The sequence below is a fragment of the Sphingomonas sp. 35-24ZXX genome, from assembly GCF_000786215.1.
GTDB lineage: Bacteria > Pseudomonadota > Alphaproteobacteria > Sphingomonadales > Sphingomonadaceae > Blastomonas.
The window spans coordinates 139310-164195 of the sequence record NZ_JROG01000009.1; the positions used below are offsets into that span (position 1 = coordinate 139310).

The window sequence follows — 24886 nt, forward strand, 5'->3', positions numbered from 1 at the left end:
CGCGGGGGTGACGAGACAGGCATCATGGGATCGGCAATCAGCCCTTGCACTCGCCAATGCGCTTGGCGCTGTTCTTTGCCTTGATCGTCATCGATCCGGTCTGCGGCGATTGCATTACCATGTCCATCTGCATGTCATAGGTGGACGAGGTGAAGGTGCCGGCCAGCTTGATATTGCCTTCCTGGCCCGCTTCCTTGCCCTTGCACTGGATGTCGGCGTCGATCTTGCCGCCCGAGAGATTGAACTTCTTGTAGGTGCACTCGTCGTTTTCCGCGCCAGCCAGGAAGTCTGCGCCCGGCTTCTTCGCCTGTTCCTCGGTCAGGCAGTTCTTGGTGGTCTGCACCTGGCCGACCATCTGCTTGACGATTGCGCCGGTCATGCCCTTGGCTTCGGGAGGCAGCTTGCTTTCGTCGAACTTCACGTCGACGATCTCGACCTTGTTTTCCCATTCGCCGGCACTGAACTTGATCGACTCGGCCTCGGCAGCAACCTCTTCCTTGCTGATCTTGCCATCGCCATCCTTGTCCGCACCGCCATCGCTGCACGCGGCCAGCGCCAGCAGGGGGAGGGCGAGGATCGACACAGTCTGCAACATCTTCATCGTGATTCTCCAATCTGATCAGGGATGCGCGACCGCATTGTCCTTGAGCGCGCGACCGTAAAGACGCCCCCGGTCGAATGCAATCATGTCACCGCCCTTGCGCCCGCGCTCCTGCCTCCGCATATCCTGCGGCATGGCAGAACTGGTAATCCGACGCGGGCTCGAAGAGCCGCAAACCGATGGCACGTTCGTGCCGCACAAGCCGCAGCGGCCCGAAAAGGCCGAAGGTGGGCGCGCGTTCAAGCTGGTCAGCGAATACACCCCCTCGGGCGATCAGCCGACCGCGATCAAGGAACTGGTCGAGGGCATCAACCAGCATGATCGCGACCAGGTGCTGCTCGGCGTCACCGGATCGGGCAAGACTTTCACCATGGCTAAGATCATCGAGGCGACGCAGCGCCCGGCGTTGATCCTGGCACCGAACAAGATCCTCGCCGCGCAGCTCTATGGCGAGTTCAAGAGCTTCTTCCCCGAGAACGCGGTCGAGTATTTCGTCAGCTATTACGATTACTACCAGCCCGAAGCCTATGTGCCTCGCTCGGACACGTACATCGAGAAGGAAAGTTCGGTCAACGAGGCGATCGACCGGATGCGCCACTCGGCCACCCGATCTTTGCTCGAGCGTGATGATGTGATCATCGTTGCCTCGGTATCGTGCATCTACGGCATCGGATCGGTCGAGACCTATTCGGCGATGATCTTCGACATCAAGGCGGGCGAAAGCGTCGACCAGCGCGAGCTGATCCGCAAGCTCGTCGCGCTGCAGTACAAGCGCAACGATGCCAGCTTCACCCGCGGCAATTTTCGCGTGCGCGGCGATACGCTCGAGCTGTTTCCTTCGCACTACGAGGATGTCGCCTGGCGCATCTCCTTCTTTGGCGACGAGGTGGAATCGATCAGCGAATTCGATCCGCTGACCGGCAAGCCCGGCGCCAAGCTCGAGCGGGTGCGTGTCTATGCCAACTCGCACTATGTCACGCCCGGCCCGACGATGCAGCAGGCGGCCGCCGCGATCCGCTTCGAGCTGACCGAGCGGCTGAAGGAGCTGGAGATCGAAGGCCGGCTGCTTGAGGCGCAGCGGCTCGAGCAGCGCACCAATTTCGACCTCGAGATGATCGCCGCGACAGGCAGCTGCGCCGGGATCGAGAATTACTCGCGCTTTCTCACTGGCCGCCTGCCGGGCGAGCCGCCGCCGACCTTGTTCGAATATCTACCGGAAAATGCGCTGCTGTTCCTCGACGAGAGCCACCAGACAGTGCCGCAGATCGGCGCGATGGCGCGCGGGGACCACCGCCGCAAGCTGACGCTCGCCGAATATGGCTTCCGCCTACCGAGCTGCATCGACAACCGGCCGCTGCGCTTCAACGAATGGGATGCGATGCGCCCGCAGACCGTCAGCGTGTCTGCCACGCCCGGCAACTGGGAGATGGAGCAAACCGGCGGGGTGTTCACCGAGCAGGTCATCCGCCCCACCGGCCTCATCGATCCGCCGGTCGAGATCAAGCCGGTCGAGGAACAGGTCGACGATCTGATCAACGAGGCCAAGAAGGTGGCGGCGCAGGGCTATCGCACCTTGGTGACCACGCTCACCAAGCGGATGGCCGAGGATCTGACCGAGTACATGCACGAGGCGGGAATCAAGGTCCGCTACATGCACTCCGATGTCGAGACGCTGGAGCGCATCGAACTGATCCGGGATTTGCGGCTTGGCGTCTACGACGTGCTGATCGGCATCAACCTGCTGCGCGAAGGCCTGGACATTCCCGAATGCGGGCTGGTCGCCATCCTCGATGCCGACAAGGAAGGCTTCCTGCGCAGCGAAACCTCGCTGATCCAGACCATCGGCCGCGCCGCGCGAAACGTCGAGGGCCGCGTGATCCTCTATGCCGACCGCATCACCGGCAGCATGGAGCGCGCGCTCAACGAGACCAACCGCAGGCGCGAAAAGCAGGTGGCGTACAATACCGAGCACGGTATCACGCCTACGACGATCAAGCGCAATATCGGCGACATCATCGCGCATGTGGCCTCGAAAGACAGCGTGCTGGTCGACACCGGCGACGAGAACCGCCCGCACATGGTCGGCCACAATCTGCGCGGCTATATCGAGGAGCTCGAAAAGAAGATGCGCGCTGCGGCGGCCGATCTGGAGTTCGAGGAAGCCGGACGCTTGCGCGACGAGATCCGCAAGCTGGAGGCGGAGGAGCTTGGGCTGCCGGTGGAGCAACGCGTCGCGTCGCCGAAGGGCCGCGCGACCGAAGGCAAGCCGGGCACGCGCAAGATGCGGTACGGGAAGACGCAGCGGAAGTTTTGAATCTTCATGCTGATCTATCTGTTTTGGACTAGCTTAGATCATCGTCGGGATTAGGTTCTGGACCGCGACTGCTTTCGGCCTATTAAAAGTGTTGGGTTCAATCCAACGAGGTCTTCATGGTCAAGCCAGCCAAACTGTACCAGCAACTCTTGGCCTCGCGCGCAGGCGTCATTTCCTTTCGCGATTTTGTGCGACTGCTGGAAGCGTTCGGCTTCCGTCACCATCGCACCAACGGCAGCCATCATGTCTATGGGCATGCCATGCTGAGCGGCCGTTGATAATTCAGCCGATCGGCAAGGATGCCAAGGCCTATCAAGTCGCCCAGTTTCTTGATATAATCGAGAGCGCGGGCCTAGAGATGGACGAATGATGCAGCACCATTATCATATCAATGTTTTCTGGTCTTCAGAAGACAATTGCTGGATCGCGGATGTACCAGATCTCAAGCCGTGCTCCGCCCATGGCGCAACCCCGGTCGAAGCGATTTCGGAAGCTGAAGTGGCGATCGGCATGTGGCTGGATTATGCCCGCGATAAGGGACATCCAATCCCCGAACCAAAATACCGCCCGGCCATCTACGCCATCCGCGCCGCCTGATCGCTTGCCAAGTTTATCCGATATCGCCACGGTGTGACTGAGCGGGTCGCGCCGTGTTTTCTTGTGCCCGCATCCGGGCCTTTCGATCGGAATTCCTGCATGGCCCTGCCGTCTGTCTCCCGTCTTGTCGTCGGTGCCCTGGGCGCTGCCCTGCTGGCTGCGCCTGCCCACGCGCAGACTTTGTCCGACAAGGATGGGTATGAAACGCTACTGAGCTGTGCGGCGTTCTTTTCGGCGGCAGCGGCGGTGACCGAGGGTGACAAGAAGACCAGCGGCGAAGCCACGGAACTTGCCACCGCCTTCATGACCGGCGCGGTCCTGCTGGCTCCGGGGGGCAACAGCAAGAAAGCCGAAACCGAGCTGGAAGAGCAGGCACAGCTGTTTGCCGTCGCCATGCTCGACGACAGCAGCGCGATGGCCAAGGACCTGGAGGAGCTGGCCGACAATTGCGGCACCTTGGGCGAAAGCTATCTGCCCGGCGTGCTGGCGCGCGCGGGCGGCTGACCGGCCTCAGCTGACCAGGGCGGTCAATGTGTCGACGGTGAGCACCTGCGGCAGAATCACCGGCTCTTCACCGGGCCTGTACCAGACGTAGAGCGGCACCCCCGATCGGCCCTGGGCCTCCAGATAACGGCTGATCGCGGCATCGCGCCGGGTCCAGTCGCCTTCCAGCACCACCACGCCGGCCTTTTCGAACGCAGCGGCGGTCGCCTCGCGCTGGATCGCAGCGGCCTCATTGGCCTTGCAGGTGATGCACCAGTCGGCGGTGAAATAGGCAAAGACCGGCGTTTTCGCGGCACGAAGCTCGGCGAGCCGTGCCTCGCTGAACGGCTGCGTTTGCAAGGCGGCGTCGGCCGACGCCTGCTTGGGAGATGCGCCAGCCTCCATCGGCAGCAGCACGATCGCTGCCACCGCGCTGGCCAGCGCCGGGATGATCGGCAGCCAGCCGCTCTTGCCGCCCGCCTGCCGCGCGCCCAGCCACCACAGCAGCAAGGCCAGCGCCATCGCGGCGGCCAGCCCCCAGAGCACGCCGGTGTTGCCCGTCTGCTGGCCGAGCAGCCACACCAGCGCCAGCGCGGTCAGGAACATCGGCACGGCCATGATCCGGCGGAAGGTCGCCATCCAGGCGCCGGGGCGCGGCATCATCCGGCGTAAAACGGGCACGAAGCCGATCGCGAGGAACGGCAGGGCCAGCCCCAGCCCCAGGCCTGCGAACACCAGCAGCGCGGCGGGCACCGGCAGGATCAGCGCACTGCCCATCGCAGCCGCCATGAACGGCGCGGTGCACGGTGTCGCGACGAAGGCGGCGAGCGCGCCGGTCCAGAACGATCCCGATGCGCCGCCCTTCGCGGTCAGGCCGGAGCCTGCGGAGATGGTGCCGAATTCGAACAGTCCGGCGAGGTTGAACGATATCGCGGTGACCAGCAGCAGCAGCGCGAGGATGATGCGCGGGTCCTGCAGCTGGAACGCCCAGCCGATCTGCTCGCCGCCCGCGCGCAGCGCCAGCAGCAGCCCGCCGAGCGCCAGACACACCGAGACGATGCCTGCCGTGTACGCCAGCGCATCGCGCCGCGCTGCACTCTCGTCGCCGCCGGCCTTGGCGAGGCTGATCGCCTTGAGGCTGAGGATCGGGAAAACGCAGGGCATGATGTTGAGCAGCAGCCCACCCAGCAGTGCGCCGCCGAGAGCGGTGGCCAGCAGCGCCAGCATGTCGCCCTGCTCAGGCGTGGCGGTGGAGGCGGTGTCGATCCGCGTGCCGCCCGGCGCCACCGCACCCGGCTTTGCGACCAGATCGAGCCCCAGACCAGCCCCGATCCGCAGCACGCCGCCGATCTCCTGCGGAGCAGCGCCGCTGGCCTGGGTCTCGATGATCAGCCTGTCGCCATCGCGGTAGAAGGCCTGAGGTGCGCCGTAGCTGATGGCCTGTTCGGTGCGCGCGAAGAAATGAGGAGCTGCAATGGCACCCGCGGCGGGGAAGGGGATAGCGATGCGCACGATCTTGCCATCCACCACGAACGTCGCTTCGGAGCCCAGAGGTGCAGGCAAGCGCTGGCGCCAGTCGTCGAAGCGCTTGCGCTCGGCTGCACTCACCGCGCCATCGCCGACGGTCAGGCTGGTGGTCAGCGTCGCGCTTTCGGGCACGCAGATTTCGTCGGTGCATGCCAGCCAATCGGCCTTGACCGAAATCGGCAGGCGGGTGCCCGGGGCGAGCGAAGGGTCGATCTTCAGCGCCACCAGCGGCGCATAGGGCCCTTCGTAGACATGGTTCATCAGCCCGGCGATGACCAGTGTCTGCGGTACCGGATAGCGAAGCGCGCCGACGCTCACGCCCTTGGGCAAGGTCCAGCTGAGCGCCATGCCGAGCCCCGCATCGCCCGGATTTTCCCAATAGCCGTGCCAGCCGGCTTTCGGGGTCATCGCAAAGGCAAGGTCGGTAGTGCTGCCCGGCGCAGGCACGGGGCTTTCGGCGACCAGCGATGCGGCAATGTTGTTGGGGCCGCGCTGCAGCGGCTGGGCGCTGGCGGGCAAGGCGAGCCCCAGCAGAAAAACGCCCAGCAGCGCCCGGAAAATTGCCATCATCATGCGCCGCCATGTAGAGCTTTTATCGGCCAAAACCAATGGCCGTTCGCGGGCAGTTTCGCCGAAGACGGGGCGCCGGTTACCTTTGGTCGTAGGGGCTCAGCCCCGAGCCGAGGCGATTGTCGCCCATAGGGATGGAATCGCGGCTCCAGTTGGCGACGAACCAGGTGTTGCGCGCCACGCCGGGGGCCAGGCTGGCGTCATTGCCGAAGATCTGGAGGCCGGCGGAGGTGTAGCTGCGTCCCTCGGCGGCGACCGCGATGAACGCCGACCAGTTCTCCTTGTTCTGTCCCTGCACGAAGATGTTGCGGGTGATCTCGCCGCTGGCGCCGCCGGGCAGGTCGATCATGTAGTTGCTGCCGTTGCCATTGCTGTCGTCGAAGCTCGAATCGGTGATCGACACGCGTGCCGCGCGGCTCTTGACGTAATGTCCGCCCTGGCCGCGTTCGAAGCGCGAGCGGGTGACGGTGAGCGAGCCATAATCGCCAATGTACAGCGAGTGCGCGCAATCCGATGCGCACATGCCGAGGCCTGAAAAGCTGCTCTTGTCGATGACGATGCGGCCGCCGGGGTTCTGCGCGGTGAGAATGCCCTGCTGGCTGTTGCGGAACAGGCTGTTGACCACCGTCAGGTCGCCCCATTCCAGCCGGATGCCAGCGCCGTTCTCGTCCGGCACGGCAATGTTCTGGAAGATCAGGCCCTCGACGCGCGCGCTGCGGCCGCGTAGCACCAGGGTCGCCTTGCCCTCGCACACGCCGCCATCGAAGATTGCGGTGCCCGGCGTGACCGCGCGATAGGTGATGTTGCCCGCTTCCTGCACCACGCAGTCGCGCCAGATGCCGGGCTGGACCTCGATCGTTCCGGTGCCGCCCCCGATCTTTCCGACCGCGTCGGCGAGCGAGCGATAGGCCTTGCCGGTCTCGGCGATGCGATAGGGCATGGGTCTTTCGGAAGCCCGGTTCTGTGCAGAAAGCGGGACGGCAATGCTGGCGAGCAGCGCTACGAGCAGGATGACGCGAAGGATCAACATGCCGCACAATCTAGCACAGCGACACGAAAAGGCGCGGATTTAGAGGGTTAACGCAAGCGCCGTCCCGTCACGGCACAGGGCCGGGCGCGTCCGTTACCGGCGGACTCTTGCGCCTGCGGCCATAGACCAGATCGAACAGCGGCGAGGCCATGAAGGTGGTGACGATCGCCATGATGACCAGCATCGAGAACAGCGCCGGGCCGATGATGCCACGCTGCAGGCCGATGTTGATGATGATCAGCTCCATCATGCCGCGTGCGTTCATCAGCGCGCCGATCGCCATCGCGGTGGCATTGTCCTGCCCGGTCAGCCGGGCGGCGACATAGCAGGCTACCCCCTTGGCGAGGATGGACGCCGCCAGAATACCCATCGCGATCGCCAGCAGTTCGGCATTGTTGACCACGGTGAGCTGGGTGTTGAGCCCCGAATAGGCAAAGAACATCGGGATCAGCAGCACCATGATCACCGGCTCCAGCTGGCGCTGCGTATCGTTGGCGAGCACCCCGCGCGGCATGCAGATTCCCAGCACGAAGCCGCCGAGCACCGCGTGGATGCCGATATAGTCCATCGCGAAGGCCGCGAGCATGAACAGCACCAGCACCGCGGCCAGCATGCTGTGCGTCACCTTGCCATCGCGTTCGGCGATCCGCCCCAGCGGTGCGAGCAGCCGTCGGCCGAAGATCAGCATGAAGGCGGCAAAGGCCGCCCCGCCGACGATCGCCTTGATCGCCACCAGAGGGCCATCGCCAAAGCTGGCCAGCACGATCGCCAGCACGGTCCAAGCTGCGGCATCGTCGATCGCGCCTGCCGACAGGGTCAGGCTGCCCAGCCGGGTCTCGGTCAGCCCGCGTTCGTGGATGATGCGGGCCAGCATCGGGAAGGCGGTGATCGCGATGCACGCCCCCAGAAACAGCGTCGCCTGGAATTGGTTGACGTCGGTCGCGAACAGCCCGGGCACGCGCTGGAGCATCGGCGCAAGAAACACCGCGACCAGAAACGGCGCGGCCATGCCGGTGAACGATACCGCAGCGGCGCTGCCCATCTGCGAGCGGAAATGATCCGAGCGGAAGCCCAGCCCCACGAGGAACATGTAGAGCCCCACGCCCAGCTGCGCGCAGACGAACAGAATGTTCTTGGTTTCGGGCGGAAACAGCGCGGCCTGCACATCGGGCAGGACATAGCCGAACAGCGACGGGCCCAGCACCACACCTGCGATCATCTCGCCCACCACCTGCGGCTGGCCCAGCCAGCGGCGCACGGCATAGCCAATGATCCGGCAGGTGGCGATGATCAGCGCCAGCTGCACGAAAAAATACGCGCTGAGTTCCGATGGTGTCACGCGCCTGGGGCCCCTCTCGGGGCCGCTCGCAGCGGCGGCCCCGACGGGAGTTTGCGGTTTACCGGTCCTGAGTCAATGATCGCCGGTCAGTCCAGATTGGGACGCAGCCAGCGCCGAGCGACATCGAGGTCGACTCCGCGGCGGTGTGCGTAATCGGTCAGCTGGTCCTCGCCGATGCGGGCAACGCCGAAATAGGCAGCTTCCGGATGGCCGAAGTAGAAGCCGCTGACCGCCGCAGTGGGCAGCATGGCAAAGCTTTCGGTCAAGGTGATGCCGGTGGCATCGGTCGCCTTCAGCATCTCGAACAGCGCCGGCTTGGCGCTGTGATCGGGGCAGGCGGGATAGCCCGGGGCCGGGCGGATGCCGCGATACTGTTCCTTGATCAGAGCTTCGTTGGTCAGCTGTTCGCCTGCCGCATAGCCCCACAAAGTGGTGCGGACATATTGGTGAAGGCGCTCGGCAAAGGCTTCGGCCAGGCGATCGGCCAGCGCCTTCAGCAGGATGTCGTTGTAGTCGTCATGGTTCGCCTGGAAGCGGGCAAGCTGCTCTTCGATGCCATGGCCGGCGGTGACGGCAAAACCGCCGATCCAGTCGCCGGCGGGATCGATGAAGTCCGCCAGGCACATGTTGGCCCGGCCTTCGCGCTTGGCGATCTGCTGGCGCAGGAACGGCATGCGGATTTCCTCGCCATTGGCGTGGATGAACACGTCATCGCCATCGCGCTGGCACGGCCACAGACCCGCGACGCCCTTGGCGGTCAGCCACTTTTCGGCGATGATCTGGTCGAGCATCGCATTGGCATCGGCAAACAGCGATGTCGCGCTCTCGCCGACGACTTCGTCGGTGAGGATCGCAGGGTAGTTGCCTGCCAGCTCCCAGGCGCGGAAGAATGGCGTCCAGTCGATGCATTCGCGAAGGTCAGCGAGGTCCCAGTCCTCGAACACGTGCAGGCCCGGCTGCAACGGCGCAGGCGGCTTCTGGCCCATGTCGGCGACAAAGGCATTGGCGCGCGCGACGTCGAGCGGGGCGAGCTCGTTCTGGCCCTTGTTGGCGCGGGCAAGGCGCACGGCCTCATATTCTTCTGCTACCTTGAGCACGAAGGGATCGCGGTTGGTCTGGCTGACCAGGTTCGAGGCGACGCCCACCGCGCGGCTGGCATCGAGCACATGGATCACCGGGCCTTCGTACGCCGGTGCGATCCTGAGCGCGGTGTGGACCTTGGAGGTGGTCGCGCCGCCGATCATCAGCGGCATGGTCATGCCCGCCTTCTGCATTTCCTCGGCGACCGTCACCATCTCGTCGAGCGAGGGGGTGATCAGGCCCGACAGGCCGATGATGTCGGCCTTGTTGTCGTTCGCGGCCTTGAGGATGTCGTGCCAAGGCACCATCACGCCCAGATCGACGACCTCATAGCCGTTGCACTGCAGCACCACGCCGACGATGTTCTTGCCGATGTCGTGCACATCGCCCTTCACCGTCGCCATGATGATGCGGCCCTTGCCCTTGGCATTGGGGTCCTTTTCGGCCTCGATATAGGGGAAGAGGTGGGCGACCGCCTTCTTCATCACGCGCGCGGACTTCACCACCTGCGGCAGGAACATCTTGCCCTCGCCGAACAGGTCGCCGACCACGTTCATGCCGTCCATCAGCGGGCCTTCGATCACCTCGATCGGGCGGGTGGCGGCCAGGCGCGCTTCCTCGGTATCCTCGACGATATGCGCGTCGATGCCCTTGACCAGCGCATATTCCAGCCGCTTGACGACGGGCCAGCCGCGCCATTCGGCGGCCTGCTTTTCGGCGCGCTCGTCCTTGCCGCGGAACGATTCCGCCAAGGTGATCAGGCGCTCGGTCGAATCCTCGCGGCGATCCCAGATGACGTCCTCGCACGCTTCGCGCAGCTCGGGGTTGATATCGTCATAGATGTCGAGCTGGCCGGCGTTGACGATGCCCATGTCCATGCCCGCCTTGATGGCGTGGTACAGGAACACGCTGTGCATCGCCCGGCGCACCGGCTCGTTGCCGCGGAAGCTGAACGACAGGTTGGACACTCCGCCCGAGATATGGACGTGCGGGCAGCGTTTCTTGATCTCGGTGCAGGCCTCGATGAAGTCGATCGCATAGCGGCGATGTTCGTCGATGCCGGTGGCGACCGCAAAGATATTGGGGTCGAAGATGATGTCTTCGGGCGGAAAGCCGATGCCGACGAGCAGCTTGTAGGCGCGCTCGCAGATCTCGATTTTGCGGTCGCGGGTATCGGCCTGGCCGACCTCGTCGAACGCCATGACGACGACGGCTGCGCCATAGTCCAGGCAGATCCGGGCGTGCCTGAGGAACTCTTCCTCGCCTTCCTTCATGCTGATCGAATTGACGATGGGCTTGCCCGAGACGCACTTGAGCCCGGCCTCGATCACCGACCATTTCGACGAATCGATCATGAACGGCACGCGCGCGATATCGGGCTCGGCGGCGATCAGCTTGAGATAGCGGGTCATCGCGGCATGCGCGTCGAGCAGGCCTTCGTCCATGTTGATGTCGATGACCTGGGCACCGTTCTCCACCTGCTGGCGCGCGACATCGACCGCCTCTTCATAGCGGTCTTCCATGATCAGCTTCTTGAACTTGGCCGAACCGGTAACGTTGGTGCGCTCGCCGATGTTGACGAACTGGGCAGTGGACTGGGTCATTTTTTCTCTATTCTCTTCCCTCCCGCTTGCGGGGAGAGGGCAGGGGGTTGGGCGCTGTTACAAGACTTAGGGCGGGTTCAGACCCACCCCGGCCTCGCCTGCGGCGCGGCCTGCCCCTCCCGCAGGCGGGAGGGGAAAAGTCCTGTTCAGGCCGCCATCGTGAAGGGCTCGAGACCGGCGAGGCGGGTCTGCACCGGCGGGGTCGGGATGCTGCGCGGCTCTGCGCCTGCGACAGCCCGCGCGATCGCGCCGATATGCGCCGGCGTGGTGCCGCAGCAGCCGCCGACAATATTGATCAGCCCGTCGGTCAGCCACTGCTTGATCAGCTCTGCCGTCTGCTCGGGCAATTCGTCATACTGGCCAAGGTCATTGGGCAGGCCGGCATTCGGGTAAGCCATGATCAGCGTATCGGCCTGGCGTGCGAGCGCGGCCAGATGCGGACGCAGCAGATCGGCACCGAACGAGCAGTTGAGGCCGATGGTCAGCGGCTTGATGTGCCGCACCGCATGCCAGAACGCCTCGACCGTGTGGCCGGACAGGTTGCGCCCCGCCATGTCGGTGATGGTCATCGAGATCATGATCGGCACTTCGCGCCCGGCGGCTTCGGCTGCATCGCGCGCGGCCATGGCGGCGGCCTTGGCGTTCAGCGTGTCGAAGATCGTCTCGATCAGGATGAAGTCCACGCCGCCTTCGACCAGGGCGTCGCACTGTTCGCGATAGACATCGCGCATCGTATCGAAATCGACTTCGCGAAAGCCCGGGTCATTGACGTCGGGCGAAAGCGACAGCGTCTTGTTGGTCGGGCCGATCGCGCCTGCGACAAAGCGCGGCTTGCCGTCACGGGCATGCGCCGCATTGGCTTCCTCGCGCGCGACGCGGGCCGATTCGAGGTTGATTTCGCGCACCAGATGTTCCGCGCCGTAATCGGCCTGGCTGATCCGGTTGGCGCTGAAGGTGTTGGTCTCGATGATGTCCGATCCCGAATCGAGATAGGCGCGGTGGATGCCGGCGATCACGCTGGGGCAGGTCAGCGCCAGAATGTCGTTGTTGCCCTTCTGGTCGTGCGTGAATTCCAGGCTTCCGCGAAAATCCTGCTCGGTGAGCTTGGCGGCCTGGATCGCGGTTCCATAACCGCCATCCAGCATCATGATGCGCGTGGCGGCGATGGACTTGAGGTGTTCGGCGGGGGTCACGCGGCATTCTCCTGAAGCACTGGCGCAGCAATCGCGGCCGGCTGGGCACGCAGGCCCAGCAGATGGCAGATCGCAAAGCTCAGCTCGGCGCGGTTGAGGGTATAGAAGTGGAAGTGGCGCACGCCGCCCGAATAGAGCCGGCGGCACATTTCGGCGGCGACCGTGGCGGCCACCAGCTGGCGGGTGGTCGGGTGATCGTCCAGCCCTTCGAACAGGTCGTTCATCCACTGCGGAATATCGGTGCCGCACAGGCCCGCAATCTTGCGCGTGGTGGCGACATTGCTGACCGGCAGGATGCCCGGCAGGATCGGCTTGGTGATTCCGGCCTTGGTATAGGCATCGCGGAAGCGGAAGAACGCTTCGGGCGAGAAGAAGAACTGGCTGATCGCCTGGTCCGCGCCCGCATCGATCTTGCGCTTCAGATTGTCGATGTCGCTTTGCGCACAATCGGCATCGGGATGCGTTTCGGGATAGGCGGCGACCGAAATCTCGAACGGCGCGACCTGCTTGAGGCCGGTGACCAGCTCGGCCGCGTTGGCATAGCCACCCGGATGGGGGCTGAACTTTTCGCCCGCGCGCGGCGGATCGCCGCGCAGCGCGACGATGTGCCGCACGCCGGCGTTCCAGTAGTTCATCGCGATTTCGTCGATCTCGTCGCGCGTGGCGTCAACACAGGTCAGGTGTGCAGCGGCCGGAATCGCGGTTTCCGCCGCGATACGCGCGACGGTGGCGTGCGTGCGTTCACGCGTCGAGCCGCCCGCACCATAGGTGACCGAGACGAACTTGGGGTTCAGCGGAGCCAGGGTGGTCAGCGTGTCCCACAAGGTCTCTTCCATTTTCTCGCTCTTGGGCGGGAAGAATTCGAAGCTCACCTCGACATCGCCGGCCAGGCCCGCGAACAGCGGGGTCCCCAGCGCTTCGCGCGCTTCGGCGAGTTGTTTGAGAGACAGGGTCATGCGGCAGCCTTTCTGGGCGTTTCTGAATCAAGAGGGGCAGGGTGGATGCGGGCCGGCTCACCGCGATACTGGCCCAGCCAGATCTTCACGGTCAGCGTGCCGCCGGAAAGGCTGCGCGTTTCATCGAGCGTGAACCCGGCGCGACCCAGCATGTCGGCGATCTGGTCGTCGCCAAAGCCGAGGCGCGCATGCGCGTCGCGTTCGCGCAGCTCCTCGAGCCCATGGGCATCGAAATCCACGACCGCGATGCGCGCGCCGGGGGCGGCCACGCGGCCCGCCTCGTCGATCACGCCCTGCGGGTTCTGCGCATAATGCAGCACCTGGTGCAGCAGGATGGTGTCGAAGCCGCCATCGGCGAGCGGCAGCGCATAGAAATCCGCCTGCACGAGATCGACGTCTCCAGTTGCCAGATGCTGCAGCTTCGTCCGCGCCAGGCGCAGCATTTCGGGGCTGCGGTCGAGCGCGGTGCAATGCTGTGCGGCCGGGCCGAACAGCTCGATCATCCGCCCGGTACCGGTGCCGATATCGAGCAGGCGGCCCAGCGGCTGCTCCCCGATGACAGAGGCCAGCGCGGCCTCCACCTTGGCCTCGGGCAGATAGAGCGACCGGATGGCGTCCCATTGCCCTGCGTGCTGGGCGAAGAAATCGGCGGCGCGCTGATCGCGGATCGCGCGAATCGCATCCAGCTGGCGCCGGTCGTTGTCATGCTGGGCGGCGAGGACCGGGCCGACCGCATCGTCGCGCCGCAGGAAGCTGTCGAGCAGATCCGCTGCCGGATGGTCGCGGCGCGGCAATGCGGGGCGCAGGAACACCCAGCTGCCTTCCTTGTGCCGCTCGGCCAAGCCAGCTTCGGCCAGGATACGGACATGGCGCGACACGCGCGGCTGGCTCTGGTCGAGCACAGCGGCCAGCTCGCCCACCGACAGCTCCATCAGCTGCAGCAGCAGCATGATGCGCAGCCGGCTGTCGTCCGCGAGCGCCTTGAAGAGCAGTGTCATGTCCATGGAAGGGGCATATAAAGAATTCTTTATATGTGGTCAATGCCGCATCTCAGGCGGCATTGGGAGGGGCAAGGCCCGTGCGAACGTAAAGCCGTGTCACCCTTTGGCGCTTATCCCAACCAAAGTGATTGCAAAGACAAAAATTGGGCGCTAGATGCGCCCGTCCGACAGCGGGGGCTTGGCTGAAGCTTGTCGGCACATTTGTGACGTGTTTAACTCCTTTTGGGCTGACATCAGCCATTTAGACAAGGACGGAAGTTCAAGATGAAGAGCATTTTTTCGATCGCATCGGTTGCCGCCATCTCGCTGGCTCTTGCTGCTTGCGGCGCAGAAAAGACCGAAGAAGCTGCCACCGCAGAAGCGACCGCTGAAGAAGCCGCTGAAGCCGGCATGGAAGCTGCTGAAACCGCTGGCGACGCTGCTGCTGAAGCCACCGAAGCTGCTGGCGAAGCCACCGAAGCTGCTGCTGAAGGCGCTGTAGACGCTGCTGAAGCTGGCGCCGACAAGGCTGCTGCTGCTGCTGGCGAAGCCAAGGCTGCTGCCACCGACGCTGCTGCTGCCGCTGGCGAAGCTGCCAAGAAGTAATGCCTCGCTTCTTCGGAAGCACAGGTAGGACACGGGCCGTCAGCGCTTGCGCGCTGGCGGCCTTGTCATTTGGCCTTGCGTCGTGCGGGCCTGCGGAAAACGATCCGGGTCCAGGCGGTGTGACCGTGGGCGAGGCCCGCGCGCTCGATGAAGCCGCCGAAATGCTCGACGAGCGCCAAGCCGATCCCGCCGCGGCGACCAAGCAGCAGCAGGATGCGGCAGCTCCCGGCGGCGAGCGCTGACCGGTTCCGCTTTGCCCTGCCGGGCGCTATGACCCCGGCATGACCGATACGCCCCCCATGACCTATGCGCGCTATCTCGCGCTCGATTCGCTGCTGGACTGCCAGCACCCGGTCTCGTCCGAAGATGACGAGATGCTGTTCATCATCATCCACCAGACCAAGGAACTGTGGCTCAAGCAGATCATCCGCGAGCTGCAGCTGGCCAATGCGCAGATCGCTGGTGGCGCGCTGATCCCGGCCTACAAGGGCCTTGCGCGGGTCAGCCGCATTCAGGCGGTGATGACGCTGAGCTGGGATATCCTGTCGACCATGACGCCCAGCGACTATACCCGCTTTCGCGGCGTTCTGGGCCCCAGCTCGGGCTTTCAGTCAGACCAGTTCCGCACGGTGGAATATCTGCTGGGGCTGAAGGACGGCGCGTTCCTCAGGTTCCAGGCGGACAGGCCCGAAGCGCGCGCCGCGATGGCGCAAGCGCTCGCCGCCCCCAGCCTGTGGGACAATGCGGTGGCCGCGCTCGCCCGCGCCGGCTTTGCCATCCCCGATCACCTGCTGGCCCGCGATTTCAGCCAGCCGCACACGCCCGATGCTGCGGTGGAGGATGCCTTCCTGCAGGTCTATCGCCAGCCCGAGACCTATTGGGACCTGTATCAGCTCGCCGAAAAGCTGGTCGATCTCGACGATGCGATGGCCGCGTGGCGGCACAAGCATGTGCTGACGGTCGAGCGGATCATCGGCATGAAGCGCGGCACCGGCGGCACGGCGGGCGCGGCCTATCTGCACACCACCCTGTCCAAGCGCGCCTTTCCCGAATTGTGGTCGCTGAGGACGCGGCTATAGAGTGAAGGCATGACCACCGCTCCGCTTCCCGACACCGAAACCCGCGGTCTGCTGGCGATCCTGCCTGCAGCGGCGCGGCCCTTTGCGCTGCTGGCGCGCTTCGATCGGCCGATCGGCTGGTGGCTGCTCTATTGGCCGTGCGCCTTTGCGCTGGCGCTGTCGGGCGGGCTGAAGTCGCACTGGCCGCTGCTGGGCTGGATGCTGCTGGGCGCGATCGCGATGCGCGGCGCAGGCTGCGTCTACAACGATATCGTCGACCGCGATCTCGACGCCAAGGTCGCGCGCACCCGTGGTCGCCCGCTGGCGAGCGGCGCAGTGCGGCTCAAGGCCGCCTGGGCCTGGCTGCTGGTCCTGTGCCTGATCGGGCTGGTGGTGCTGGTCGAGCTGAACCTGCCGGCGGCGCTGATAGCCCTGGCCTCGCTGGCTCTGGTCGCGGCCTATCCGTTCATGAAGCGAATCACCTGGTGGCCGCAGGTATGGCTGGGGCTGGTGTTCAGCTGGGGCGCGCTGGTCGCCTGGGCGGCGGTGGCAGGCCATGTGCCGCTCGCCGGACTGCTGCTCTATGGGGGCTCGATCACCTGGGTCATCGGCTACGACACCATCTACGCCCTGCAGGATGTGGAGGACGACGCTTTGGTCGGTATCCGGTCGAGCGCGCGTGCCCTGGGCGGTGCGGTCCGCAGCGGCGTAGCTCTGTGCTATGCGCTGACCATCGTTGCATGGGGTGGGGCGATCTGGCTGGTGCGGCCCGACTGGGTGGCGCTTGCGGCCCTGCTGCCGCTCGCCGGGCATCTCGCCTGGCAGATCATCACGCTGCGACCCGACGATCCCGCCGATCCGCTGGCCAAGTTCCGCAGCAACCGCAACGCCGGCCTGCTGGCCTTTGCCGCCTTTGCCGTGGTCGGCCTGACGGGGTGATCTCATAACCTTGCAGGTAATGGTCCCGGTGCGGACACTCGGCTAGTCTGGCACGCATGAAGCCAGAGACCCGCACCCAGGAACCCGCCGGGCAGCAGTTGCGCCAGTGGCGCGAACGCCGCCGCCTCAGCCAGCTGCAGCTCGCGCTCGAAGTCGAGATGTCCACCCGGCATCTGAGCTTTGTCGAGACCGGGCGCGCGCAGCCCAGCCGTGACCTCATCATCCGCCTCGCCGATTATCTCGATATCCCGCTGCGTGCGCGCAACCAGATCCTGCTGGCGGCGGGGCTGGCTCCCGAGTTCGAGGAAACCGGGCTCAGTGCGCCCGAAATGGCCGAGGCGCTGGCCGCGGTGGAGCATCTGCTCAAGGCGCACGAGCCGTTCCCCGCGCTCGCGGTCGACCGGCACTGGAACATGGTCGCGGCCAATGGCGCTTTGGCGCTGCTCACCGAACAGATCGCGCCGCACCTGCTGGTCCCGCCGGTCAACGTGCTGCGGCTGGCGTTGCATCCCGATGGCCTGGCGCCGCAGATCGTGAACTATGAACAATGGCGCAGCTATATTCTCCACCGGCTCGACCGCGACATCGAACTCACCGCCGATTCGGGGCTCGCGGCGCTGCGCGAGGAGCTGGCGGCCTATCCGGGCTCTGCCAACGACAACACGCCGGCGGGGCGCGCGCCGATTGCGCTGCCGCTGACGATCGACACGGTGGCCGGGCGGCTGTCGTTCATGACCACGGTGACGATCTTCGGGACGCCGCGCGACATCACCTTGTCCGAACTGGCGCTGGAGACTTTCTTTCCGGCCGATGCGCACACCATGCAGGTGCTGCGCTCGCTGGCGGAGGCCGAAGCATGAGGATGTGAGGGGAATGGCAGGGCGGCGCGAGACCTGAGAAGCGAGCCGCCCTGCCGGAAGTGAAAGATGACTGTGCGCGTAACCCTGCACGCGCTGTGCCATGCGGGGAATAACGTGAATTTACATACATTCCGATGGTTAACGATGTCTTGCCATCGGCCACGGCTGTAAAAATCGCCGACACTCCCGCGATGGTTAGCAAAACCCTAAATTGTCGCGCAGCCCTGCCGTTCTTGGCCTTATCCTCATCATGACAGACCAAGGAGACGCAATCATGATCGGCATTCTGGCGCAGAAAGGTTTGAGCCTTTTCGGGCGTGCTGCGCCCCAGTCTTCGCTTCAGCAGCCTTCGGCCGGACGGGACAGGCTGATCAGCCTGCTCGACGATTTGGTGGACGCATGCGACCGCGAGGCGCTGGACGTCGACGATGATGGCCTGATGCCGGATCGCTATGCCTCGCTGGCCCGCGAAGCGGCCCGGGGATTATACCGCATCGAGCCCGAACGGATCGCCGAACGGCTGATGCGGCATTGATGTTCCGGCTTGCCGGTCCCCAGCCTGACTGATCCCAGCCTGCCGGATTCTGGCCTGGCGTTTTCGCGCTTGGCAGGCTCTGCGGGATCGGCAATGACATGCATCATGGCCGATCCTGCTTCGCTTTCCACCGACCCGCACATCCAGACCGTTGATCCGCGCACCGGGGAGCCTCTGGTCGAGGCGACACCGGCGGCGACGATCATCGTCTTTCGCGATGCCGAAGACGGCGGCCCGCCCGAGCTGCTGATGGTCGAACGATCCTCGCAGATGGTGTTCGCAGGCGGTGCGGTGGTGTTTCCCGGTGGCCGGGTCGACCCCGACGATCATCTGCTGGCTGCCCGGATCGACCACGGGCTGGATCTCGAGGATGCCGCAGCCCGCATCGCCGCGATCCGCGAGACTATCGAGGAAACCGGCCTCGGCATCGGTTTTGCCGAGACACCCGAGCGTGCGGCGCTGGCCGCAGCGCGCGCGGCAATGCATGCAGGGGCGGTCTTTTCTGCAGTGTGCCGCGATGCGGGGTGGCAATTCGATCTGTCCGCGCTGACCCCGTTCACCCGCTGGCGGCCGCCGTTCAACGAACGCCGGGTGTTCGACACGCGCTTCTATCTCGCCCGGTGCGACGTGCACGACCACATTGTCGAGGTCGATGCGACCGAGAACCGGCATCTGTTCTGGGCTACCGCCGCGCAGGCGCTGGCTCTCGCCGACGAAGGCAAGCTGAAGCTGATCTTCCCAACCCGGCGCAACATGGAACGGCTGGCGCTGTTCGGCAGCCATGCCGAGGCGGTCGAACAGGCGTCGCGTTTTTCCGCGCGGATGATCATGCCGTTCATCGAGGACCGTGACGGTACCCCGCACCTGTGCATCCCCGATGACCTGGGATACCCGGTCACCAGCGAGCCGCTGGGCACGTCGATGCGCGGATAAGCCACAAAACGCGCTGCCCGCGGGAACCCCAGGCACCATGGCTTCGTAGGGAGTTCAGTCCAAGCGGAGATGAACCATGTTGCGTTATGCCCTTATCTTTCTGATCGTCGCGATTGTCGCCGGCGTCCTCGGCTTCGGCGGTATTGCCGGAGCTTCGGCAGGTATCGCCAAGATCCTTTTCTTCCTGTTCCTGCTGTTCCTGGTCGCAAGCCTGGTGATGCATCTGGTGCGTGGTCGAGCGTAACTTTCGCGCCAGCTACCGATACAAAAAAGGCCCGGATCGCTCCGGGCCTTTTTCTTTGGCGAAGTATCGCCGGTGCAACCGATCGAGATCAGTCGATGGCGCGTTCGGCGGCCTTGCCGACCGATTCGACATCGCGGCCGGCACCCTTGACGGTGTTGCAGGCCGAAAGCAGCGAAGCGACTAGGCCAGCGGCGATGACCATGCGGAAAGTTGCGTTGCGGTTCATGGGGATTTCCTTCTTCAACAAGGCTTTGTTCTTCGTGTTTTGGGGCATTGGCCCGCTCATATACGCCGACCAGCGCAAAACGTTGCCGTGACGATTGTTGGAACCATCCCGGTAGCGGGGGGTTGTTGGAGCATGGGCCTTGCGTGGGGCGTCCGGTGAGGGACGCCTGCAAGGGTCAAGGCGAGTGACCAATCCATGCTGCTTTGGGGGCAGCTCAAGAGAGGCGGATTTATGACGATCAACCAGGACCAATCGACCGAAGGCAAAGCGACCGAGGCACATGTGGACGAGGTGATCGTGCCTTTGGACGATGCAACCTTCAAGCAGCGCCTCGCTGCAACGATCCCGCATCTGCGCGCCTTTGGCTACAGCCTGTGCGGCAAGATGGATGTGGCCGACGATCTGGTTCAGGACACGATGCTCAAGGCATGGGCAGCGCGTGCGCGGTTCCGTCCGGATACGTCGATGCGGGCATGGACCTTCGTGATCCTGCGCAACTGCTATATCTCGCAGATGCGCCGCAACAAGTTTACCGCGCCCTATGACGAGGGCGTTGCCGAGCGTACCCTGACCGCCAACAGCGATCAGCAGGCCCCGCTGCATCTGGAAGATGTGCGGATGGCGCTGATGCAGCTGGGTGCCGATCAGCGCGAGGCGATCATCCTCGTCGGCGCCGGCGGTTTTTCTTACGAGGAAGCCGCAGAGATTTGCGATTGCGCCGTCGGCACGATGAAGAGCCGCGTGTCGCGGGCCCGCACCGCGCTTGCCGCGATGCTGGATGGCGATTCGCCGATCGGGACGCGCCGTCAGCGCAACTCGGCGGATGAAGCGATGAGCGACATTCTGGGCACGCTCGATAAGCTGAGCCAGGGCGTCACCGCTCTGGCGGCGTGAGATTTCCAGTTCCGGCACACGGCCGGTGATCGCCGGCCTTTCCGGGGCGCGGCGGAGATGTTCAACCCCGGGCGCGTGGATGCGCCCAGCAGATGACAACGGTCTTACCTGGCCGGACGGGACGTGAAGACAGTGCGCGGTGCCGGTTCCCCCGATCATCTGGAGGCAAGTGCCATGCTTACCACGTGTTTCGACCCCATGACCATGCGGCAGGCCCGCATTGGTCGCAGCCTGCGCCAGGTCTATGACGGTGTCACCGACAGCCCCTTGCCCGACCAGTTCGAGGATTTGCTGAGCCAGCTCGACAAGATCGGCGACGTCGGCCCGCAACGCTGAGCGGCAACACCTGCAGATAACACATAGCCCGCCGGGACCTTGTCAGGTTCTGGCGGGTTTTTCGTGTTCCGGCAATACGCTTGTTCTGCTCGCGCGTAGTCATCGAAGACGGATCCATTCTCCACAATGCCGTTCATGTCATAAGGAAAGGGCCGCGATCCGGTGTGGATCGCGGCCCTTCTGCTTAGACGGTGGTAGGCGCTGCTCAGCTGATCAGTGCACGCAGCATCCAGGCGTTTTCTTCGTGCTTGCCGATGCGGGCGGTCAGCAGGTCGGCGGTGAACACGTCATCGGCTTCTTCTGCGATTTCGACAAAGTCGCGCATGCGCTTGGCGATGGCTTCGTTGTCGGCGATCAGGCCCTTCAGCATGGCATCGGCCTGGCGCGGGGTCTCGCTCGAATCGACCACCGACAGCTTGGTGTAGTCGCCGAACGATGCCGGGGCGATTTCACCCAGCGCACGGATGCGTTCGGCAATCACGTCAGCGGCGGCGTGCAGGTCTTCATACTGTTCTTCGGTCAGCTTGTGGACGCTGTAGAACGCCGGGCCGACGATGTTCCAGTGAACGCCGAGGGTCTTGAGATACAGCGAGTAGGTGTCGGCCAGGCCGTGCTGAAGCGCCTTGGCGACTTCCTTGCGGTCACTGGCTTCGATGCCGGTGTTGACGGTATCGGGCTTGGTCTTGGATTTGGCTGTGGTCGCCATGGTCATGTCCTTCTGCTCGGGTACGGGAAAGGGGGGCCTTGCGAGATCGCAGGGCCTGCACCGCATCCTACGCTCGCATTCCCGGGCGGTTCCGCGAGCGTTGCGCTTTGGCGCATCCGATACCCTCAAATTGCCGGAACGCTTGACAAGTCGTTCCATATATTAGCTAATCCCGGCAGGAGTGGGGCCATGAACGATGAACTGCAACCATCTGGTGCCAAACAGAAATCAGGCGAACTACCGCCGATTGCGCTGATAGGCTGGACGCACCGCGAACTACCCAACGGGATCGACCTCAGGATCGAGTGCGCACGCTCGCGGATTGCGCTCGAGAACGATGTGATCGAGCACCGCGATATCGTGATGACCCGAAACCAGGCGCTGCTGCTGGCGCGATATCTGTTGAAGGTCACCGGGCAATCGCTGCCGATCGAGGCCAAGCCGACCTTGTGGTCCAAGGTGAAGTCCGTATGGGGCGGATCGGGCGGGCATGACCGCCGGGCATCGCGCAACCTGGCGTCCTGACAGCGCCGACGCCGCGACAGGGTCAAAGTTTCGCGCTTGAATTGCGCAGGCAACGGTCCTAACCGCGGCCGCGATGACGCAGTTTCGCACCCTGATCGGACGTATCATGCCAGCCGTGCTGCTGGCGATGCTGTTCGGTGCGCTGGCGCCACAGGGGTTCATGCCGCATCTGGGGCCGCAGGGCCTGACAATCGAGCTGTGCTCGGGCCTCGGCAACAAGGCAGCCAGCATCGCGCGCGACGATCCGCGCTACGACGACTATCTCAAGCTGGCGGCCGCCCGGGGCGACACGCTCGACTCCGATCCTGCCGACGATGCCGACAACCCCATGCCGCCTTGCGCCTTTGCCGGGGTGGCGATGCTGGCGGTGCCTGCCGATCCGGTGATCGTGCCGCAGGTGCTGATCACGCAGGACGTTCCCCCCGCGCTGCATCACAGCCTGCTGCGCGCGCGGCACCATGCCGCAACCCCGCCTGCCACCGGGCCCCCTTCACTCACCTGAACATCTGAAGCTGCGGCAGCTGTCGGCCTGCGCACCGGGCAAACCGGTGGGCGGCGCGCCGTGCTGTCGATCCCATTCCCCGTTCAGGGACGTTTTACTTATGAAGAATTCCATCTGTCTGCGCGCCGCCCTGCTGGGCGGTGCCTCGCTTGCTGTCGTGTCTCCCGCGTCTGCCCAGGGCGTCGGTCAGCGCACCGATCCCGTCATCGTCGTCACCGCCAGCGCCACCGGAACACCGACCGCGCCTTCGGTCGAAGAAGCGCGCGAGCGCCTCGAACGGGTGCCCGGCGCCGTAGGGCTGGTCGAGGACAGCGTCTTTGCCGAAGATTTTGCCCAGAGCATCGGCGATGTCCTGATCTTCACCCCCGGCGTGTTCGCCGACACCAGCGCGCAGCGCGAATCGCGCATCTCGATCCGTGGGTCGGGCCTCAACTCGGGCTTCGAGCGGCGCGGCCTGACCGTACTGCGCGACGGCGTGCCGATCAGCCGCGCCAGCGGATCGACCGAGTTCCAGGAAATCGACCCGCTGACCATCCGCTACCTCGAGGTGTTCAAGGGGGGCAACGGCCTCCAGTTCGGCGCGTCCTCGTTGGGCGGCGCGGTCAACATCGTCTCGCCCACCGGGCGCACCGCACGCTCGAACTTTGCCGGCCGGATCGAGGGTGGCAGCTTCAACACCTTGCGCGGCAATGTCAGCGCATCGGGCGTGTCGGGCAGCACCGATTACTATATCGGCCTCACCGGCCTCACCGATGACGGCTTTCGCGAGCATTCCGATGTCCGCAGCCTCTATGGCCATGGCAATATCGGCTTCAAGCTGAGCGACACCGTCGAGACGCGCTTCTATGTCACCGCGCTCAGCGACAACTTCGAATTGAACGGATCGCTGCGGCTGGCCGATGCCCTCGCCAATCCGCGCGCGGCGGGCCGTCCGGTCACCGTTGGCCCGTTCCGCCCCGGCGGGCCCGTCACGGTGCTCGACCCCGGCCCTGTCGCCGACGACTGGGACCGCAACCTCGACGTCCTGCGCCTCTCCAACCTCACCGCGATCACCTTGGGTGGCAGCAGCAAGATCGAGATCGGCGGCTGGTACGCCCGGCGCAAGCTCGACCATGCGATCACCCGCTTTGCCGGGATCATCGACCAGAAGGAGGACGAGTTCGGCGTCTCGCTGCGTGCGCTCGGTGAATTTACCCTGCTGGGCGACGCCACCAGCCGCTGGACGCTGGGCGGCAGCTACGCCAAGGGCGACAACCGTGCGCGGCGTCACCGCAACCTCAATGGCGCGCGCGCCGGGCTGACCAATGAATCCGATCAGGATTCGACCAACCTCACCGCCTTCGGTCAGTTCGACCTCGGTCTCACCAGCCGCCTGACCGCGATCGTCGGGGGTCAGTACGTCAAGGTCATCCGCGATGTCGATGCCATCCTTGCCGAGGTCTCGGGGCGCGGCGAATACGAACAGTTCAGCCCTCGCTTCGGCTTGCTCTACCAGCTGTCAGATACCGCGCAGCTGTACGGCAACATCAACCGCAGCTTCGAACCGGCCAGCCTCGCCGATCTCACCTCGGGCGGAGCGCGTCCCTTCGCCCCGCTCAAGGAGCAGCGCGCGACCACCTTCGAGATCGGCAGTCGCGGCCAGGCGGACTTCATCGCGTGGGACATCTCGCTCTACCGCAGCGAGGTGGAAAACGAGTTCCTCGACTTCGGCGTTCCGGGCACCAACGGCTTCGTCTCGTTCACTGCCAATGCCGACAGGACCATCCACCAGGGCGTGGAGCTGGGGCTCGATGTCTATGTCGCGCGCGAGGTGCTGGCAGCACGCGGACAGGCGTTCACCTTGCGCGGGGCGTTCACCTTCAACGATTTCCGCTTCGATGGTGACGCGACCTATGGCGACAACCAGCTGGCGGGCGTTCCGCGCACTCTGTTCGTCTCTGAAGCCCGGTTCGAACAGAAGGACTCATGGTACGTCTCGGCCAATCTGCGCTGGGTGTTCGATGGCCCGTGGGCGGACTTTGCCAATACCGAGCGGGCGCCTGGCTACGAGCTGGTCGGCCTGACCGCAGGTGTCGACGTCCTGCCCGGAGTCCGGCTGTTCGGATCGGTGGAGAACCTGTTCGACACGGTGTTCATCTCCAACGTCGCCACCAACGCCAACCAGTCGCTCGAGCGCGCCGCGATCTACACCCCGGGTGTCGGTCGCGCGGTCTACGGCGGCATCACCGCCCAGTTCTGAGCGCAAGAG

General features: G+C 64.7%; 27 protein-coding genes. 17 read left to right on the forward strand and 10 right to left on the reverse strand.

The features are described 5' to 3' along the window. Positions 1–37: 37 nt before the first annotated feature. A complete protein-coding gene (locus LI72_RS16755) occupies positions 38–601 on the reverse strand; it encodes a DUF3617 domain-containing protein (RefSeq protein ID WP_033927091.1) in 564 nt (187 codons plus the stop codon). Between the two features lie 133 nt (positions 602–734). On the opposite strand from LI72_RS16755, the gene uvrB reads away from it, so the two are divergent. From uvrB to LI72_RS16775, 4 genes are all read left to right on the forward strand, one after another. Next, positions 735–2915 carry an excinuclease ABC subunit UvrB gene (uvrB, locus tag LI72_RS16760; protein WP_033927092.1) on the forward strand — a complete coding sequence of 727 codons (2181 nt, stop codon included), beginning with the start codon at positions 735–737 and terminating at the stop codon, positions 2913–2915. 116 nt (positions 2916–3031) lie between these two features. Then, the gene (locus LI72_RS20550; protein ID WP_231562513.1) at positions 3032–3193 is read left to right on the forward strand and encodes a type II toxin-antitoxin system HicA family toxin; all 162 of its coding nucleotides are present in this window, start codon (positions 3032–3034) and stop codon (positions 3191–3193) included. 91 nt (positions 3194–3284) lie between these two features. Then, positions 3285–3512: a type II toxin-antitoxin system HicB family antitoxin gene (locus LI72_RS16770; RefSeq protein WP_081985214.1), complete on the forward strand. Its 228-nt coding sequence runs from the start codon at positions 3285–3287 to the stop codon at positions 3510–3512. Between the two features lie 99 nt (positions 3513–3611). After that, the gene (locus tag LI72_RS16775) at positions 3612–4016 is read left to right on the forward strand and encodes a hypothetical protein (protein WP_033927094.1); all 405 of its coding nucleotides are present in this window, start codon (positions 3612–3614) and stop codon (positions 4014–4016) included. 6 nt (positions 4017–4022) lie between these two features. On the opposite strand, the gene LI72_RS16780 is transcribed toward LI72_RS16775, so the two are convergent. From LI72_RS16780 to LI72_RS16810, 7 genes are all read right to left on the reverse strand, one after another. Further along, positions 4023–6089, reverse strand: coding sequence for a protein-disulfide reductase DsbD family protein (locus LI72_RS16780; RefSeq protein ID WP_033927205.1), 2067 nt, complete (start codon positions 6087–6089; stop codon positions 4023–4025). A gap of 82 nt (positions 6090–6171) precedes the next feature. Then, positions 6172–7122 (reverse strand): hypothetical protein, encoded by a 951-nt coding sequence (locus LI72_RS16785; RefSeq protein ID WP_033927095.1) that lies wholly within the window; start codon positions 7120–7122, stop codon positions 6172–6174. Between the two features lie 67 nt (positions 7123–7189). Continuing rightward, entirely contained in the window at positions 7190–8461 is a 1272-nt protein-coding gene (locus tag LI72_RS16790; protein WP_033927096.1) for a cation:proton antiporter, read from the reverse strand. An 86-nt stretch (positions 8462–8547) separates the two neighbouring features. Beyond that, positions 8548–11145 carry a methionine synthase gene (metH, locus tag LI72_RS16795; RefSeq protein ID WP_033927097.1) on the reverse strand — a complete coding sequence of 866 codons (2598 nt, stop codon included), beginning with the start codon at positions 11143–11145 and terminating at the stop codon, positions 8548–8550. A gap of 146 nt (positions 11146–11291) precedes the next feature. Next, positions 11292–12338 (reverse strand): homocysteine S-methyltransferase family protein, encoded by a 1047-nt coding sequence (locus LI72_RS16800; protein WP_033927098.1) that lies wholly within the window; start codon positions 12336–12338, stop codon positions 11292–11294. After that, positions 12335–13294, reverse strand: coding sequence for a methylenetetrahydrofolate reductase [NAD(P)H] (metF, locus tag LI72_RS16805; protein WP_033927099.1), 960 nt, complete (start codon positions 13292–13294; stop codon positions 12335–12337). Before metF ends, LI72_RS16800 begins: the two co-directional genes overlap by 4 nt. Continuing rightward, entirely contained in the window at positions 13291–14298 is a 1008-nt protein-coding gene (locus LI72_RS16810) for an ArsR/SmtB family transcription factor (protein ID WP_033927100.1), read from the reverse strand. Before LI72_RS16810 ends, metF begins: the two co-directional genes overlap by 4 nt. 261 nt (positions 14299–14559) lie before the next feature. Here LI72_RS16810 and LI72_RS16815 point away from each other — a divergent pair, with 261 nt between their 5' ends. The 8 genes from LI72_RS16815 to LI72_RS19710 all read left to right on the forward strand — a co-directional run bounded on the left by LI72_RS16815 (position 14560) and on the right by LI72_RS19710 (position 19449). Continuing rightward, complete coding sequence (locus LI72_RS16815) at positions 14560–14880, forward strand: hypothetical protein (RefSeq protein ID WP_033927101.1); 321 nt, start codon at positions 14560–14562, stop codon at positions 14878–14880. Between the two features lie 62 nt (positions 14881–14942). Beyond that, positions 14943–15122 carry a hypothetical protein gene (locus LI72_RS16820; protein ID WP_231562514.1) on the forward strand — a complete coding sequence of 60 codons (180 nt, stop codon included), beginning with the start codon at positions 14943–14945 and terminating at the stop codon, positions 15120–15122. Between the two features lie 39 nt (positions 15123–15161). Then, positions 15162–15959 carry a tryptophan 2,3-dioxygenase gene (locus LI72_RS16825; RefSeq protein ID WP_033927102.1) on the forward strand — a complete coding sequence of 266 codons (798 nt, stop codon included), beginning with the start codon at positions 15162–15164 and terminating at the stop codon, positions 15957–15959. A 9-nt stretch (positions 15960–15968) separates the two neighbouring features. After that, complete coding sequence (gene ubiA, locus LI72_RS16830) at positions 15969–16877, forward strand: 4-hydroxybenzoate octaprenyltransferase (RefSeq protein ID WP_033927103.1); 909 nt, start codon at positions 15969–15971, stop codon at positions 16875–16877. A 56-nt stretch (positions 16878–16933) separates the two neighbouring features. Then, entirely contained in the window at positions 16934–17737 is an 804-nt protein-coding gene (locus LI72_RS16835) for a helix-turn-helix transcriptional regulator (RefSeq protein WP_033927104.1), read from the forward strand. A gap of 274 nt (positions 17738–18011) precedes the next feature. After that, positions 18012–18272: a hypothetical protein gene (locus tag LI72_RS16840; RefSeq protein WP_033927105.1), complete on the forward strand. Its 261-nt coding sequence runs from the start codon at positions 18012–18014 to the stop codon at positions 18270–18272. Between the two features lie 105 nt (positions 18273–18377). Then, positions 18378–19205: an NUDIX domain-containing protein gene (locus LI72_RS16845; protein ID WP_081985217.1), complete on the forward strand. Its 828-nt coding sequence runs from the start codon at positions 18378–18380 to the stop codon at positions 19203–19205. A 76-nt stretch (positions 19206–19281) separates the two neighbouring features. After that, entirely contained in the window at positions 19282–19449 is a 168-nt protein-coding gene (locus LI72_RS19710; protein WP_033927106.1) for a DUF1328 domain-containing protein, read from the forward strand. Positions 19450–19537: 88 nt separating this feature from the next. Here LI72_RS19710 and LI72_RS16855 read toward each other — a convergent pair whose 3' ends face one another. Next, complete coding sequence (locus tag LI72_RS16855) at positions 19538–19675, reverse strand: entericidin A/B family lipoprotein (protein WP_052130105.1); 138 nt, start codon at positions 19673–19675, stop codon at positions 19538–19540. 231 nt (positions 19676–19906) lie between these two features. Between LI72_RS16855 and LI72_RS16860 the strand changes: the two genes are divergently transcribed. After that, on the forward strand, positions 19907–20569 hold the full coding sequence (locus tag LI72_RS16860) for a sigma-70 family RNA polymerase sigma factor (RefSeq protein ID WP_081985168.1): 663 nt from the start codon (positions 19907–19909) through the stop codon (positions 20567–20569). Between the two features lie 198 nt (positions 20570–20767). Beyond that, complete coding sequence (locus LI72_RS20110; RefSeq protein ID WP_231562515.1) at positions 20768–20905, forward strand: NepR family anti-sigma factor; 138 nt, start codon at positions 20768–20770, stop codon at positions 20903–20905. Positions 20906–21110: 205 nt separating this feature from the next. Here LI72_RS20110 and LI72_RS16865 read toward each other — a convergent pair whose 3' ends face one another. After that, positions 21111–21611 (reverse strand): Dps family protein, encoded by a 501-nt coding sequence (locus tag LI72_RS16865; protein ID WP_033927209.1) that lies wholly within the window; start codon positions 21609–21611, stop codon positions 21111–21113. A 189-nt stretch (positions 21612–21800) separates the two neighbouring features. On the opposite strand from LI72_RS16865, the gene LI72_RS16870 reads away from it, so the two are divergent. From LI72_RS16870 to LI72_RS16880, 3 genes are all read left to right on the forward strand, one after another. After that, positions 21801–22136 (forward strand): hypothetical protein, encoded by a 336-nt coding sequence (locus LI72_RS16870; protein WP_052130107.1) that lies wholly within the window; start codon positions 21801–21803, stop codon positions 22134–22136. A gap of 73 nt (positions 22137–22209) precedes the next feature. After that, positions 22210–22638 (forward strand): hypothetical protein, encoded by a 429-nt coding sequence (locus LI72_RS16875; protein WP_033927108.1) that lies wholly within the window; start codon positions 22210–22212, stop codon positions 22636–22638. A 100-nt stretch (positions 22639–22738) separates the two neighbouring features. After that, positions 22739–24877: a TonB-dependent receptor family protein gene (locus LI72_RS16880; RefSeq protein WP_033927109.1), complete on the forward strand. Its 2139-nt coding sequence runs from the start codon at positions 22739–22741 to the stop codon at positions 24875–24877. The last annotated feature ends 9 nt before the right edge of the window (positions 24878–24886 follow it).

Coding starts and splice junctions, on each gene's coding strand:
- LI72_RS16845 (WP_081985217.1), top strand. CDS start 18,378: ATGGCCGATCCTGCTTCGCTTTCCACCGACCCGCACATCCAGACCGTT.
- LI72_RS16780 (WP_033927205.1), bottom strand. CDS start 6,089: ATGGCAATTTTCCGGGCGCTGCTGGGCGTTTTTCTGCTGGGGCTCGCC.
- LI72_RS16875 (WP_033927108.1), top strand. CDS start 22,210: ATGACGCAGTTTCGCACCCTGATCGGACGTATCATGCCAGCCGTGCTG.
- ubiA (WP_033927103.1), top strand. CDS start 15,969: ATGACCACCGCTCCGCTTCCCGACACCGAAACCCGCGGTCTGCTGGCG.
- LI72_RS16815 (WP_033927101.1), top strand. CDS start 14,560: ATGAAGAGCATTTTTTCGATCGCATCGGTTGCCGCCATCTCGCTGGCT.
- LI72_RS16855 (WP_052130105.1), bottom strand. CDS start 19,675: ATGAACCGCAACGCAACTTTCCGCATGGTCATCGCCGCTGGCCTAGTC.
- LI72_RS16865 (WP_033927209.1), bottom strand. CDS start 21,611: ATGGCGACCACAGCCAAATCCAAGACCAAGCCCGATACCGTCAACACC.
- LI72_RS16840 (WP_033927105.1), top strand. CDS start 18,012: ATGATCGGCATTCTGGCGCAGAAAGGTTTGAGCCTTTTCGGGCGTGCT.
- metF (WP_033927099.1), bottom strand. CDS start 13,294: ATGACCCTGTCTCTCAAACAACTCGCCGAAGCGCGCGAAGCGCTGGGG.
- LI72_RS16785 (WP_033927095.1), bottom strand. CDS start 7,122: ATGTTGATCCTTCGCGTCATCCTGCTCGTAGCGCTGCTCGCCAGCATT.
- LI72_RS19710 (WP_033927106.1), top strand. CDS start 19,282: ATGTTGCGTTATGCCCTTATCTTTCTGATCGTCGCGATTGTCGCCGGC.
- LI72_RS16870 (WP_052130107.1), top strand. CDS start 21,801: ATGAACGATGAACTGCAACCATCTGGTGCCAAACAGAAATCAGGCGAA.
- LI72_RS16825 (WP_033927102.1), top strand. CDS start 15,162: ATGACCGATACGCCCCCCATGACCTATGCGCGCTATCTCGCGCTCGAT.
- LI72_RS16835 (WP_033927104.1), top strand. CDS start 16,934: ATGAAGCCAGAGACCCGCACCCAGGAACCCGCCGGGCAGCAGTTGCGC.
- LI72_RS20550 (WP_231562513.1), top strand. CDS start 3,032: ATGGTCAAGCCAGCCAAACTGTACCAGCAACTCTTGGCCTCGCGCGCA.
- uvrB (WP_033927092.1), top strand. CDS start 735: ATGGCAGAACTGGTAATCCGACGCGGGCTCGAAGAGCCGCAAACCGAT.
- metH (WP_033927097.1), bottom strand. CDS start 11,145: ATGACCCAGTCCACTGCCCAGTTCGTCAACATCGGCGAGCGCACCAAC.
- LI72_RS16775 (WP_033927094.1), top strand. CDS start 3,612: ATGGCCCTGCCGTCTGTCTCCCGTCTTGTCGTCGGTGCCCTGGGCGCT.
- LI72_RS20110 (WP_231562515.1), top strand. CDS start 20,768: ATGACCATGCGGCAGGCCCGCATTGGTCGCAGCCTGCGCCAGGTCTAT.
- LI72_RS16880 (WP_033927109.1), top strand. CDS start 22,739: ATGAAGAATTCCATCTGTCTGCGCGCCGCCCTGCTGGGCGGTGCCTCG.
- LI72_RS16810 (WP_033927100.1), bottom strand. CDS start 14,298: ATGGACATGACACTGCTCTTCAAGGCGCTCGCGGACGACAGCCGGCTG.
- LI72_RS16755 (WP_033927091.1), bottom strand. CDS start 601: ATGAAGATGTTGCAGACTGTGTCGATCCTCGCCCTCCCCCTGCTGGCG.
- LI72_RS16860 (WP_081985168.1), top strand. CDS start 19,907: ATGACGATCAACCAGGACCAATCGACCGAAGGCAAAGCGACCGAGGCA.
- LI72_RS16770 (WP_081985214.1), top strand. CDS start 3,285: ATGCAGCACCATTATCATATCAATGTTTTCTGGTCTTCAGAAGACAAT.